The 14,615-nt window shown below is 41.6% G+C and carries 12 protein-coding genes; 5 read left to right on the top strand and 7 right to left on the bottom strand.

The window, feature by feature from the left end; translation table 11 throughout:
• Positions 1–54 precede the first annotated feature (54 nt).
• From Q8W40_RS09155 to modC, 3 genes are all read left to right on the top strand, one after another.
• Complete coding sequence (locus Q8W40_RS09155) at positions 55–1,518, top strand: cobyric acid synthase (RefSeq protein WP_305396868.1); 1,464 nt, start codon at positions 55–57, stop codon at positions 1,516–1,518.
• Between the two features lie 214 nt (positions 1,519–1,732).
• Positions 1,733–2,437, top strand: coding sequence for a molybdate ABC transporter permease subunit (modB, locus tag Q8W40_RS09160; RefSeq protein ID WP_305396869.1), 705 nt, complete (start codon positions 1,733–1,735; stop codon positions 2,435–2,437).
• A complete protein-coding gene (gene modC, locus Q8W40_RS09165) occupies positions 2,434–3,531 on the top strand; it encodes a molybdenum ABC transporter ATP-binding protein ModC (protein ID WP_305396870.1) in 1,098 nt (365 codons plus the stop codon). Before modB ends, modC begins: the two co-directional genes overlap by 4 nt.
• Here modC and Q8W40_RS09170 read toward each other — a convergent pair.
• Positions 3,522–4,514: a helix-turn-helix transcriptional regulator gene (locus Q8W40_RS09170; RefSeq protein WP_305396871.1), complete on the bottom strand. Its 993-nt coding sequence runs from the start codon at positions 4,512–4,514 to the stop codon at positions 3,522–3,524. The genes modC and Q8W40_RS09170 overlap by 10 nt on opposite strands.
• Before the next feature lie 123 nt (positions 4,515–4,637).
• On the opposite strand from Q8W40_RS09170, the gene Q8W40_RS09175 reads away from it, so the two are divergent.
• Positions 4,638–6,662: a TonB-dependent receptor domain-containing protein gene (locus Q8W40_RS09175; RefSeq protein WP_305396872.1), complete on the top strand. Its 2,025-nt coding sequence runs from the start codon at positions 4,638–4,640 to the stop codon at positions 6,660–6,662.
• Between the two features lie 70 nt (positions 6,663–6,732).
• On the opposite strand, the gene Q8W40_RS09180 is transcribed toward Q8W40_RS09175, so the two are convergent.
• From Q8W40_RS09180 to Q8W40_RS09190, 3 genes are all read right to left on the bottom strand, one after another.
• On the bottom strand, positions 6,733–8,361 hold the full coding sequence (locus tag Q8W40_RS09180; protein ID WP_305396873.1) for a methyl-accepting chemotaxis protein: 1,629 nt from the start codon (positions 8,359–8,361) through the stop codon (positions 6,733–6,735).
• A gap of 93 nt (positions 8,362–8,454) precedes the next feature.
• On the bottom strand, positions 8,455–9,465 hold the full coding sequence (locus Q8W40_RS09185; RefSeq protein ID WP_180958485.1) for an OmpA family protein: 1,011 nt from the start codon (positions 9,463–9,465) through the stop codon (positions 8,455–8,457).
• Between the two features lie 201 nt (positions 9,466–9,666).
• Positions 9,667–10,104 carry a DUF3069 domain-containing protein gene (locus Q8W40_RS09190; RefSeq protein ID WP_101115053.1) on the bottom strand — a complete coding sequence of 146 codons (438 nt, stop codon included), beginning with the start codon at positions 10,102–10,104 and terminating at the stop codon, positions 9,667–9,669.
• 140 nt (positions 10,105–10,244) lie between these two features.
• Here Q8W40_RS09190 and Q8W40_RS09195 point away from each other — a divergent pair, with 140 nt between their 5' ends.
• Positions 10,245–11,195: a GGDEF domain-containing response regulator gene (locus tag Q8W40_RS09195; protein WP_305396874.1), complete on the top strand. Its 951-nt coding sequence runs from the start codon at positions 10,245–10,247 to the stop codon at positions 11,193–11,195.
• Between the two features lie 48 nt (positions 11,196–11,243).
• Here the strand turns inward: Q8W40_RS09195 and Q8W40_RS09200 are convergent, their stop codons facing one another.
• The 3 genes from Q8W40_RS09200 to Q8W40_RS09210 form a co-directional block, all read right to left on the bottom strand.
• Positions 11,244–12,692 carry a protein adenylyltransferase SelO gene (locus Q8W40_RS09200; RefSeq protein ID WP_305396875.1) on the bottom strand — a complete coding sequence of 483 codons (1,449 nt, stop codon included), beginning with the start codon at positions 12,690–12,692 and terminating at the stop codon, positions 11,244–11,246.
• Positions 12,693–12,824: 132 nt separating this feature from the next.
• A complete protein-coding gene (locus tag Q8W40_RS09205; RefSeq protein ID WP_305396876.1) occupies positions 12,825–13,037 on the bottom strand; it encodes a cold-shock protein in 213 nt (70 codons plus the stop codon).
• Positions 13,038–13,214: 177 nt separating this feature from the next.
• Positions 13,215–14,450, bottom strand: coding sequence for a GGDEF domain-containing protein (locus tag Q8W40_RS09210; RefSeq protein ID WP_305396877.1), 1,236 nt, complete (start codon positions 14,448–14,450; stop codon positions 13,215–13,217).
• Between the last annotated feature and the right edge of the window lie 165 nt (positions 14,451–14,615).

A 14,615-nucleotide genomic window follows, 5' to 3' on the forward strand; every position in this document is an offset into this window, starting at 1 on the left:
AGTGATAAGCATTACTATACGTTCAATCAAAATACATAATAAAATGAATCGACTATGATCCCTTCAATTCAAGCTCTTATGGTTCAAGGAACAACATCTGACGCAGGAAAATCTGTTTTGGTGGCAGGCTTATGCCGCGTGCTTGCCAGAAAGGGGAGAAAGGTTGCCCCTTTTAAACCTCAGAATATGGCGCTGAATAGTGCTGTGACGAAAGATGGAGGCGAAATAGGTCGAGCTCAAGCTGTTCAGGCACAAGCATGTGGCGTGGAACCTTCAGTCCATATGAACCCTGTTTTGCTCAAACCTAACTCTGATACTGGCGCTCAGGTAATTCTTCAGGGTAAAGCGATAACCAATATGGAAGCAGAAGGCTATCATGACTATAAAAAGGTCGCGATGGACAGTGTTATGGACTCGTTTGGACGTTTACAACGTGATTTTGAATCTATTGTTATTGAAGGTGCAGGTAGCCCAGCCGAAATTAACTTAAGGGCAAACGATATTGCCAACATGGGCTTCGCCGAAAATGCCGATGTTCCGGTCATTATTGTGGCTGATATTGATCGCGGTGGTGTGTTCGCCCATCTATATGGCACGCTAGAACTGCTTTCGCAATCGGAACAAAACCGAGTAATTGGTTTTGTTATCAACCGCTTCAGAGGTGACATTAAACTTCTTGAATCTGGTTTAGATTGGCTTGAAGAAAAAACAGGGAAACCAGTATTAGGTGTATTACCCTTCTTGCATGGTCTAAACCTCGAAGCGGAAGATGCTATCACAAAAGAACAAGTGACGACCGAAGGGCAACTTTTCAAAGTAAAAGTACCGGTTTTTACGAGAATTAGTAACCATACGGACTTTGATCCCTTGCGATTAAACCCAAACATTGACTTCGAATACGTTGGCAAAGGGGAGTCCTTGCAAGGAGCAGACTTAATTATTCTTCCTGGGACCAAATCTGTACGGCAAGATCTTGAATATCTTCGTTCACAGGGGTGGGATAAAGACATTCTAAGACATATCCGTTTGGGCGGTAAGGTCATCGGGATATGCGGCGGGTATCAAATGCTCGGCAATACAATTTCGGACCCCGATGGCATTGAAGGCACAGCGGGTGACAGCGAAGGTCTCGCTTTACTGAATATGACAACAGTCCTCCACCCTGAGAAGCAACTTAAAACAGTTAAAGGTACACTTCGACTTGAAAACCAATCTTTTCCTGTTTCAGGTTATGAGATTCACGCTGGCGTGACGCAAGTCAACGAAACTCAACCCATTTCGCTAGAATATCAAGTAAGTGATGGAGCTATCAGTAGCTGTAACCAAATTTTTGGTAGTTACTTGCATGGCATATTTGAAGAACAAGAGGCTACGGGTCTGCTTCTGGAGTGGGCAGGTAGTGAAGAGATTCAACCTGTAAACTTTGAAAAGATGAAAGAAGATGCCATTGATCGTATCGCAGATGCCATTGAAGAGTATATGGACTTAGATAAACTTTGGGCGACTATACCGCAATGACCATTTCTAATGGTCTCAGCAATACTTGTACTGTTAATGCAAGAAAAAATGACCCTGTCACATTTTATCTTTACCACAATAAATCACACTGCCCAATTGTTTACCCTTTGGTGAACTTAGGCGTAATGTTTGATTCTATCTATCTGTTAAACTTTAAACATTTGAACGAGGGGAAGGGTATATTTAACTCATATGCCTACGTAACGGAACGCTGATGCTGACAGATTTTGAGTTGGAAGCACTTTACTTAAGTTTAAAGGTCGCGCTTTATGCGGTCATTTGGCTTACGCCTTTTAGTATAACGATTGCTTGGCTGCTTGCTCGAAAATCTTTCTGGGGCAAAAATGCTTTTGATGCGTGTATACACCTTCCTCTTGTATTACCGCCTGTTGTTATTGGGTATCTACTTCTTGTCGGTATGGGCAGGCAAGGGGCGATAGGAAAGTGGTTGTTTGATACGTTTGGCATCGCTTTCAGTTTTGATTGGAAAGGCGCTGTTTTAGCTTCTGCGGTAGTGTCGCTTCCTTTGATGGTCAGAGCGATCCGACTAAGTATTGAAAGTATTGATACAAAACTAGAACAAGTTGCTCGTTCCTTAGGGGCAACTCCTTTGCGCGTATTCTTTACGATTACGTTACCACTCGCCATTCCAGGCGTAATAACGGGCGCATTGCTCGCATTTGCGAGAAGCCTGGGGGAGTTTGGAGCAACGATAAGTTTTGTTTCTAGTATCCCAGGAGAAACCCAAACGCTGCCTCTTGCTATGTATTCTTTTATAGAAACGCCTGGAGCGGAATACGAAGCAGCGCGTCTATGCGTTATTTCAATTGTCGTAGCTTTGATTTCATTGCTCGTATCGGAAGTTCTTAGTAAGAAAGCCAATCAAAAAATTGGGTTGATTTCTAAGGAGAGAAAATGATTTTAATAAAAGTGAAGCAGCAACTTGGCCAGCTAAATTTAGACGTTGATTTGTCCGTTCCTTCAAAAGGGATTACCGCAGTTTTTGGGCGCTCTGGCGCTGGAAAAACATCTTTGATAAATGCTGTGGCAGGTCTGTCAATTCCAGACGACGGGCGAATAGAGGTTAATGGTAAAACTCTATTTTGCCGAGAATCTGGTCAAAATCTGCCTATTGAAAAGCGACGAATCGGTTATGTTTTTCAGGACGCAAGACTTTTTCCCCACTATTCAGTGAAAGGAAATTTACTCTACGGTACTGCGACAAAAGACGCTGCTTACTTCGATATTATTTGCGATTTACTGCAACTACATAGCTTACTGGGCAGGAAGCCTATCGACCTTTCTGGTGGGGAAAAACAACGTGTCGCTATCGGGCGCGCTCTGTTGTCTAAACCCTCTTTATTAATAATGGATGAGCCATTAGCATCTTTGGATCTTCCACGGAAACGTGAAGTGATGCCTTTTTTGGAGCGACTGGCGAATGATATTGATGTTCCAATTCTCTACGTAAGCCACAGTTTGAATGAGATCATTCGCTTGGCAGATCACATGATTATTTTGAATCAAGGTAAGCTTGAAGCGGCAGGCTCACTAGAAAGTGTATGGGATTCTCAGGCAATGCGACCTTGGCAATCTTTTTCTGAGCAAAGCACATTGTTTGATGCAATCGTTGAATCTCACCACCCCAAGTATGCTTTGACCGCGCTTAAATTGTGTGAAAAAACCCAACTTTGGGTCCAAAAAATAGATGCAGATCTTTCATCTCCAGTTCGTATTCAAGTAAGAGCAAATGATGTCTCTTTATGCTTATCAGAGCCAAAAGAAACATCTATACGAAATATTATCCCAGCGCTCATCGAGGACATGGAAGTTCAATCACCCTCACCAGACAAACAAAGCGTTGCCATTAAACTCAAGTTAAGCGACCAGTGTTCTTTGTGGTGTAACGTTACCCAATGGGCTGTTGATGATCTTGAGCTTGAGATCGGAAAAAGGGTCTACGCTCAAGTTAAAGGGGTAAGCGTTACACAACGCGATGTCATTCAGCATTGACCCGCGACGCTATCACTAGGTGAATAACCAAACTGCTTTTTAAAAGCATTAGTGAAGTTAGATGGGTGCTGATAGCCAGCGTCATAAGCCGCTTCTGTGATGGTCTTGTAACCTTGCTCTAAAGCCTGCTTTGCTCGAGCCAATCTTCGATAGCGAACGTACCCAAGTACGGTGTAACCGACTTCATGTTTAAAGCGCCTCTGTAGGTTTGAAGTGCTCATGGCTGCATATGAAGCTATATCTTCCAACGAAAGTTCCTTATCCAAATTGCTTTCAAGGTAACTAATTAGGTGCGAGATATTTCCGTTGAAATTGAAAGGTTGATCTGAAGACAACGAAGAGTGAATCTCAGAAGAAACTTGCTCAAAGGCGTTCGACATAACTAGTAGAGTGTTGGTTTCGAATTTCAGCATCTCAGTTAGCGTTTGAGGGCTCTTTATTTGAAGAAAATCATTGAGTAGTTCAATGATATCTCTACTAGGTTCAAAGCGAACATGTGCTTTGTCTGTATTAAGAAAATCCCACATATTGTCTTCAGAAGTTAAATTCAATCTTTGATTGAACCATTCCGGCTTGATCATTATGTTGATCTTTTTGACGTTGTTTCCACTTTGAGTTCGTTTGTGGAACGTAGCTGGCGTTTTAAGGTTAGCGATTAGTGCCTGAGGCGCATCGATAGCATCAAGCTCAAAGTGCAAATCGTCATAACCGAAAACGAGCTTACCCTCTAGTAAAATCGTGATAATGACGGATGTTGGAGCGGTTGCGACTATATGACAGTCTGTTAAGTCGGAAGTGACTCCGCCATGCACTGTGATACCCGCTTTCGAGCGATAGTCGACAAACTCTCCCTTTACAATCACGTCTTTAGATGAACGGTTGGAATTGATAACGCTTTGTTGATCGCCTCCGTTATTCACAAATTGAGTAATAGCGAAAGTTTCATGAGAGCGGGAACTCCGTTCTATTTTTGCGGGTGACATTCTATATTGTTCCTAATAAGCGTTTAGCGATTTTGGATAACTGTTTATTCTTTTCAATAATACTATCAGCAAATACCATATCTGCGAATAATTATCATTTGTAAGAATTAGGATGTGGTACCCATGGATAAGTTACGTGCTTTTACTAGCCGAAGAACATTTATTAGCCTTGCCATTGCTGGCATATGTGCACCTGCGATATCGTCTGCTTCAGAGGAAAAGTCTCATATTGAAAAAGTAATGGTGTGGGGGACTAGTGTAAAAAGTAGTTCTGAGTCATTAAGTTCTGATGACTTCGCGCTAAAACAAGCTGATCACATGTCCGATCTTCTAAGAGACATTCCTGGGGTAGACGTCGGTGGAACACATTCCGTTAACCAGCGTATCAACATTCGCGGTTTGGATGAAACTGACCTCGACATTCGTCTAGATGGCGCATCTCAGAACGCTAATATGTTCCACCACGTTGGGAACCTAACACTAAACCCAGACATCATAAAATCAGCCAATATTCAGGTTGGCGCGAATTCGGTAACAAGTAACGCTATAGGCGGTTCTGTTTATTTTGAAACGAAAGACGCAAAGGACTTACTTCGTTACGATGAAACGTATGGCGCTCGCGTATACGGCGGTATCGGTTCTAATGCATTTTCAACAGGCTCTTTGACAGCATACGGAAAGCTTTCTGATAGCGGTGATGCACTTGTGTATTTGTATGGCATAAAGCGCAGTAACTTCAAAGATGGTGACGGAACGGAAACAATTGGCTCAGAAGGGCAAGTTAATAACCTTTTAGCGAAAGCTGGGTGGGATATTGATGAAGCGCAGCGTCTAGAGTTTTCATACGACTATTACCGAGATCATGGTGACTACAACCCGCGCCCGAACTGGGGGGCCGAAGGAAATGAATTCAGATCATCTGATGCGCTAATCGACACCAAGTATTCGCGCCACACTTACACGTTAGGTTATGAATTAAAGACAGAAAATTCAGTTCTAAATGCGGCTCTTTATCAAAATAAAATAAACCTTTTCCGAAACGAAGTTGGCATTCCTGGATTCTGGCCCACAGACAGAGTTGGGGAAAACACGGCGGAAAGCACGAATACTGGAGGAAGTGTAAAAGGGCAGTCGGAACTTTCAGTACTCGGCTTTGCGAATACATTAACCTACGGCTACGAAGTGAAACAGCAAAATAGTGAGAACGAATACGCCCTAGGTGACTCTAATACTTCTAAAGCAATCTCTCATTCACTGTATGTTGAAGACAAAACGGTTGCAACGGATTCCGTTGATGTAACCGTGGGTGTTCGCTATGACAATGTGAAGCGTAACACTAACTTAGATGACACATCGTTTGATAAAGTAACGTGGGCTGGTGGCGTAGATTGGCGAATTACTGAGTCTGTTACCTTATTTGCTAGCACTCGTACTTTGTTTAAAGCGCCAGAACTTCTAGAAACGTTTATTAACTTTGAAGACAAGCTTTCTGACGACATTGCACCGGAAACAGGTTTCAACCATCAAGGCGGTATTAAGTTTGACAAAAGCATTAACGATCACTCTGTCGCTGCAAACTTGACTGTGTTTAACACGAGAATTAATGACTACATCATCAAAAAGTATCAGGGATCATCAAAACCATACCTGTTACTTAACGGAGAAGACGCAGAACTAACGGGTTTTGAGGCGAGCTTCCACTATGGGTACGATGCGTTCAACTCTCGCTTGTCGTATTCACGTTCAAACAATAAGTTCTTGGAATCTGGTGACCCAATTAACGCAACAGGTCGCGGTGCTCGCAGTACAGATATTGGAGACAGTGTTTCTCTTAACCTTGAATACGTCGCTTACGATATTGATGCAATATTTGGTTGGAATTCAAACTATATAATGGAAGAAACCAATGTACTTGAAGGCAACCCAGTTAAGGAAGCCTACGATGTTCATAAGATCTATGCTCAGTGGGCTCCAAGTCAAGTAGAAGGGTTGGCTCTTACATTTGGTATCGATAATCTATTTGATGCGGCGTACGTATCCCATGCGTCCACATCTGGCACATCTAAATCTCGTTCGGGCAAAGTATTTAGCCTAGACGACTTAGAACCAGGTCGAAACGTTAAGTTATCTGTTGCCTATCAGTTTTGATGGGTATCTAGACTAAACGGTCGCTCTGAGACAGGATATATTTTCCTGTCTCGAGCTATTGAGCGTTTCACTACACATCAAATTTCGCGACTAAGTTGTCCATATTCTCGCACTGCACTGCGAGAGTTTCGCAGGCGTTCTCAGCACTACTTATCATTTCAACCATTTGGTAGCTACTTTCTATAATACTTTGCATATTTTGATGAATGTCGTTAGAAATCTCTAGCTGCTGTTGGGCTGTGCGAGTAAATAACGTATTGGATTCCGATGCTTTATTGATACTACTAGAAATCAATTTAAGCGTTGTACTGGTTTCGTCAGCTTGTCTTAACGTTATCGCCCCCGTTTCTTGGCTCACTTGAATGGCTGAACTAGCTTCATTAGCACTGTTTTGTAAGGCTTCAACTAATCCTTTTATCTGATCGGTACTGTTTTGAGTTTTTGTTGCGAGGGTACGAACTTCGTCTGCGACAACAGCGAATCCTCTCCCTTGCTCACCGGCACGAGCGGCCTCAATTGCTGCGTTTAAAGCTAGCAAATTGGTTTGTTCTGCAATTTCAACAATGACGTCCAGTATCGATACGATTCCATTTACACTGCTATCCAGTGTCCCAAGTACCCGACAAGCCAATACATTCTCTTCACCTAGCTTTTGTATTGAGAGACTTGTTTTATTTAAAAAATCGGTTGCAGAGTGTAAGTTCTCAACACTGGCAGCATTGGCGGATTCTGTTGTGGAAATATTCGTCGACATGTCGGAATTAAGCGTATCAAGGCTCTGTGCCGCACTGTCAACTTGATCACTTTGAGATTGTTGTTCCGACACATGAATAACGATTCCTTGAGTTAAACTACGAATATTTTCCATCTCGGCTCTTACGGAATTAGAAGCGAGAATAATCTCAGTGATCGTTTCTTGAAGAGAGGTAATAAAGCTATTAAATGCCTTTGCAAGTTGACCTAGTTCATCTTGGCTTTCTAGTGGCATACGATAAGTTAGGTCGGCTTCACCTGATGCGATTTGCTTTAAAGATTCTGTTAATTTAATGACGGCGGAACTGACCCAACGACTCACCATAAAAGCGAGTGAAAGTGCGATTAAAATAGCTACTGCTCCACCTATTTCGAGAATAAGTGTTGCTTGCCTAGTTAGGGACTCTCGATTATCCGATATTGCCGATTGATGCTTGAGCAAACTGGCATCCATTAACCAGATAGATTGCCATGTTATTTGCTCTAACTCACTAAAACTTGGTTTGTTTTCGAAAAAGTAGGTAGAAGGCGAAGCATTTGCATACATTTTCTCTTGGCTTGCTATGTAATGAGTAATGCTTTGTTCTAACTCTTGTACAGATGATTTCTCAGGTAGTAGCGACGCAGTGATAATTGAAACATCGTTAATGATTTGGGATTGTAACCTTTTAAAACTTTCTGAGTATTGTGCGCGTTTATTATCGCTGTCGAAATCGAAAGCTAACTTTTCGGACAGACTTCTTAAAGAGATCATCGATTTAGATAAGGAGTTTAGTGCGCTAATAGATGGAGAAAGTCGAGAAAGTGATTCTCTATCAACTCGATTTTGTTCGCGTAGTTGATAAGTACTCAATAGAATGACAGCAGTAAAAATAAGCGCAACCGTGATAACTGGAAAAGCTATTTTGTGCTTCAATAGGATACGTGAAGTAATTCGGAGTTTCATGTTTGCACCAGTGACATTGCAATGAATTACCTACAATAGTAGTAAAAAAAATGGCTCCCATTCTTGGAAGCCATTTTTATTTAGAAGTTATATTTACTCTTCAACAGTAAACTCTTCAATTGTTACTTCAACACGACGGTTCTGCTCGCGTCCTGCTGCTGTGTCATTAGAAGCGATTGGATTAGATTCACCATCACCTTTAACAGTAATGCGGCTAGAATCTACACCTTTTGCAACGAAGTAATCAGCTACTGCTTGAGCGCGTTCTTCAGACAGTTTCTGATTGAATTTAGCACTACCACGGCTGTCGGTGTGACCAACAACGTCCACTTTTGATTGAGGGTAGGTAGTAAGAAGAGTCGCTACCGTTTCAAAACGACGAGTTCCAGCGGCACTTAACTTACTGCTTCCAGTTTCAAACAAGCTTACGTCTTGTTGTGATTGGAACGTAATAGTTTGCTTTTTAGGTGGCTCTGGTTTCTTTTCTTCAACGACAGGCGCTGGCGCAGGAGCTGGTTCAGCGACTGGGCGTGGTTCAGCTTTCGCTACAGGCGCTGGTTTTGCTTTGGCACCGAAATGATAATTAAGACCTAACGTGAACATGCTTGCTGTGCTGTCGTCAGCTGGGCCCGCATTAATTTCTGTCATCAATTGGTATTCAATTCGAGCACGGAGTGCTTCGGTGATTTTACCTTCGAAGCCAAGTCCTGCTAAAAGGTTTAGGTCATCTTTAGCTTCGTCGTAAGTGGAATAACCAGCACCAAGTTTACTGAAGAAATCAACATCTTCACTTAAAGGAATATTGAACTTAGGTGCAAATGTAATAGCGGTCATTGAACCTTCTAAATTCGTTAGAGTTCCGCCATTAAGGTAGTTTGACTTGAATTGACCGTAGTCATCATATCCTAGCTCTAATGCGACGTTGTCCAGTAGCTGATATCCAAGGTATACACCGTAGCCAGAACCGTCATCATCACATCCAGTTGACACAGCACAAGAGTTTGACAAAGATGAAGCACCCACTTTACCACCAAGATAAACTTGAGAGCTGGCAGTAAATGGAAGTGAAGAAAGTAGTGTAAGTACAACTAACTGCTTTTTCATAGATAATTCCTTTTTATAATATACAATGCGATTATTTGAGTAGATTGTTATAATCAGCATCATTATGAGAATCCATTTTCAGGAAAGCAAAACTCCAAATGAGAATTGCATTTCCAATCTCACAATCAAGACGCGTTCTTTATACAGCTCAAAATAGACAAAAGATCGCAAAAAGCGACCTTTTAATGAAAGTTTCCTTGGTTACTTTAGAAATACCTGATTGAAATCACGTTTCAGGATGGCATCTCTTCTCGCTTTTTTCAGTTGTTTCACCATGTCCTTCACACAATTGTGTAAAACTTGGTCTAATAAAGAAGCTCGGTACTCTTCTTTATCTTGCTCTGACATATCTTCGGGAAGTTTTATGGTAGGGAATTCTTCCATTACATTTAAGCCAGCAAATGCTTGGCTTACAGAAACTAATGCATGGAATTGCTCAAAGTTGTCTAACACATTCTGAGCACTAGCTGGTAACACATCCCATGATTCTCTAACTGCCTCTTCAGAGACTTCGTGAATCGACGTTACCATCAAGTGCATTTCTTCAGGAACATTGTCAAACTCAATAACTTGGCGCAATTCAGCTGATACGGTCGTAAGGTCGACTTTTTGTTGTGGGGTTTCGTTTTCGTTTGACATAAATTTTCTTCCAATGTTCAAAAAGCACATGCTAGGAATATCGCGATAAAAGTCAACAAATTACTGACAATATATAGGGTACACGACGTTCAGCATGCTATATTAATTTCATACCGTCAGAATAATAACAGCTTGAGTCTATGAAATCTCCGAATACGTCAATGAGGGTTTTACTTGTCGATGACCTACAATTTGAGCGCATGCAGCTTGCGATTCGCCTCAAGCAGCTTGGTCATGTTGTAGAGGTTGTTGAGAGTGGAGAACGAGCACTTGATGTCTATTCGTCATTTGATCCGGAATTGGTTTTACTCGATATCAATATGCCAGACATGGATGGATTTGAAGTCGCTAAAGAGATTCGAGCTCGTGATGATGACTGGGTTCCTATCATATTTCTAAGTAGCCATGAAGAACCTGAAACCATTGCGAAAGCCATTGAAACAGGTGGCGACGACTATTTGGTAAAGCCCGTAAATAAAGTTGTACTTGGTGCAAAGATGAATGCCATGCAGCGTATCGCCCAAATGCGTAGAGAGCTAAAACTGGTTTCATCTCAATTAGAACAAGTGAACATACATCTTCAACAACAAGCAAATGAAGATGGTCTCACACAAGTATACAACAGGCGGTATGTCGATAAAGAATTAAGAGACATGGTATCTTGGCATGGTCGACATCAGCTACCGTTAACAATCATACTTCTAGATGTTGATCACTTTAAAGCCTATAACGATCATTACGGGCATATAGAAGGGGATGCCTGTCTGCAAAAAATAGCCTCTACATTAGACCAGTGTTTTGCTCGCTCCGGAGAGTTGGTTGGTCGATATGGTGGTGAGGAGTTTGTTGTTATTGTGAGTAATGCCAATGCCGAAGATGCGCTAAAACAGGCTATTCGTGTCCAAAAGTCTATTCATTCATTAGGCATTCCACATTCTAAGTCTTCAACTAACGATATAGTGACGTTGTCACAAGGTGTTTACTCTTTCATTCCAACCGGTCGTGAAACAGCTGAAGATGTTTATGGTGCCGCTGACGTCTTGCTCTATAAGGCGAAAGCAGAAGGCCGTGATAGATACGTCACGAACTGATTACTTGTATCCATCACTAAACCTTAAATCACTCACTGCTCCTGAATATCATGAGGAGCAACTAAGCGCTAAACCTTGAGCCCAATCAGGAGCTGGATGTGTGTCTTTTTCCTGCCCAGATTCATCTGAAAAGGGGGCTTCAAGCAATTGCCTTAAACGCTTCACTTCCGAATAGTCGCCTTGATTCGCCATATCAATTGCATGTTGAGCCATGTAATTTCTTAGAATGTATTTTGGATTGGTTGCACGCATTGTTAGACAACGTAGACCTACTTCGCTTGATTCTCTTTCTAGCCTTTTCTCATAGTTATCAAACCAAGCTATTGCTGGTGAAGTTTCAGTAAATTGCGCCAAAAAATCTTCAGATCCAACTTTATCGACATTAGAAAGTGCACGAAACGTATTGGTATAATCCGCTTCTTGCGATTTCATTAACGCGAACAACTCATTGAACAATTCCGTATCTCCGGCTTCAGATTCAACGAGACCCAATTTTGCTCTCATATGCAGGCTATATTCTTTGGTCAGGTGTGAATAATAGTCATCAAGCGCACTCTCTAATTCTTTTTTTTCTACTAGTGGTGATAGTGACTGTGCCAATGCGGTTAAATTCCATAGACCTATGGATGGTTGATTATCAAACGCGTATCGACCTTGGTAATCTGAGTGATTGCAAATAAAGGATGGATCGAATTTTTCCATCATCCCGAATGGACCATAATCAAACGTTTCGCCTAGAATGGACATGTTATCGGTATTCATTACCCCATGAGCAAAACCAATGGACTGCCAATGGGCGATCATAGATGCTGTGCGCGAGACAACCTCTTTGAAAAACGAAAGGTAAGGGGAGCCTGACGATCGAGCCAATGGAAAATATTGGTCGATAACATAATCAGCAAACAATCTAAGATCGTCATGTTGGCTGGTATAATATAAGTACTCAAAGTGGCCAAATCTGATGTGTGTTTTGGCAATACGGACGCATACGGCACCTTGTTCCACTTGCTCTCGGTAAACGGGGGTATCACTCACGACTAAACCAAGCGCTCTGCTGGTCGGTATCTTTAGGTTATGCATAGCCTCGGACATCAGATATTCGCGGATACTGGAACGCAAAACTGCTCTTCCATCCCCTTGACGAGAATAGGGTGTTAAACCTGCTCCTTTTATATGAATATCATATTGAGATTCGTCTGCGTGAACCTGACACAGGAGCAAACCACGCCCATCACCTAAATCAGGGTTGTAAGACCCAAATTGGTGGCCAACATATTTCATTGCAATTGAAGGGTATGTCGTCAGTGATGTTGAGCCTGAAAGAATGGACAACATTTCATCGTCTGGTTTTTTGGGGAATCCTAAATGCATTGCTAGCGGCGTATTCCAATCAACCCAGCGCACATTTTCTAACGAAGTTGGATCCACCTCCGTAAAAAAGTGCTGCGGTAAGTTTATGAAGGGGTGAGATAGTTTGGCGCCTTTCCAAGTATGCATATTTAAACCTAGATAAATGTGGTTACGTTAAAATCTTACCACAAGGCTTTTAGCACAAATACTCGTGTATATTATGGGTATGAAAAAGCCACCTGAATGAGGTGGCTGTTCTATCTAGCAGCAAGCTAAGAATCAGATGGCATTGACGTCTTCGGCTTGTGGTCCTTTTTGTCCGTCTGTAACAACAAACGATACTTTCTGACCATCTTCTAGGTTACGGTGCCCCGTCCCTTGAATTGCAGAAAAATGAACAAATACGTCTTTACCACCTGTTTCAGGAGTGATAAATCCGAAACCTTTATCTTGGTTAAACCACTTTACCGTGCCATTGACTTTTTGACTCATAATTAAACTCTTTATATATACAAATTGATGCAGATTGTTTCCTGCAAAATCGAAGTTACCGTAAACTAAAAGAGTAGGCTAGCGAATTATGAATGAACAACATAAAGGTGTGATCTTAGACCATTTTCGGAACAACAATGAAAGGATATGTGTTTAAAAAGAGAGATATCAACAGACTCAACTAGTAACGACGCAATTTCGCCCATTTTTTTTCGCTTTATATAGTGCCTCATCTGCTGCTTTAAGTACCTTTTTAGGGTGTTTTATATCTGAACTATCCGCTACACCGATACTTATCGTCACATTCACTGTTTTCTCAGTATTATTAGAGCCTCGCTTCTTTGTGCCCAATTTATCATCTTTAGGGCGATCAGAGCGATTTCGCACAACCATGTCATAGCTCGCGACGTTTTCTCTTAACTCGTCAAGAAAAGGAAAAGATTCATCAGCGGTTTTTCCTTTAAATAACACCGTGAATTCTTCACCACCATAACGATAAACTTTAGCCTTCCCTTCGACATTTTTAAGTGTCTTTGCGACCAAGCGAAGTACATCATCTCCCGTATCATGCCCATGGGTATCATTGAACTTCTTGAAGTGATCAACATCTAGCATAGCAATCGAGTAATTTCGACCTAAATGACCCATCTCGTTTTCCAATGCTCTTCGGCTGGGGATCTCGGTTAACTGATCGATAAAAGCCAGTGAGTGGCTAGTAGACATGATGTTGTATATCAGCAAAATACCGGCAAGAGAGAAAAACACAGCCGAAATATACGAAAGTTGAAAAAATCCAAACGTGACGGTAGACAACAATAGACAGTTATATACTGCATAATCAAGAGCTTCTCGACGTGTAAGTACCATAATTGCAGAGATGCCAACAAAAATCACACTGTACAGAACCGCTAAAAATGGAAGTTTAGATACTTGGGGAATCGAAAATAAGATGCCTTCCCATAAATGATCCATTCCGTTTTGTGAAAAGTGCTCAACGGTGAGGTATGCCCAACCAATAAACAAACTAAGCAGAAGTAAATATGCTATGCCCGTCTTTGAAAAAAAACGTTTGTTTGGGAAAAGGTAAACGGTCATGCATGAGACAGGCATTAAAAATGCCAAGATTGAGAATTCAAGTTTGGTCGTTCCAAAATTTAGTGGAACCTGTAGTCTTTCTTGTATCACCAAATATGCCAGCATCATGGATACCGCTATCATGCCCATTCGGCCTTGGTTAAAGCTGTGACACAAGATCAGCGCGATAGAAAACAATAGATAAGGAAGAAAACCAATGGCACCTTGGTTTTGACTGATAAGAGGGGTAAGTTGATCGATACCATGGAGAATGCCTGTTACCAGGAATAAAGGAAATAGGAATCGGACCAGGTTTGCGTTTATCGCAGGTAAAGTCATTTGAGTTCAAAAAATCCGTCAACAGCAGCTACATATAGCCGGATCAGCATAAAGGAATAGGATACTTTTATTCACATAATTTCCAAGCGTTTTGCTAAACTTATTATGAAAAGTAGCGTACTACTGCGCATTTAGGCTAGTTTTTATGATACAAAACGAATAGGT

Source organism: Vibrio penaeicida, from assembly GCF_030689305.1.
GTDB lineage: Bacteria > Pseudomonadota > Gammaproteobacteria > Enterobacterales > Vibrionaceae > Vibrio > Vibrio penaeicida_B.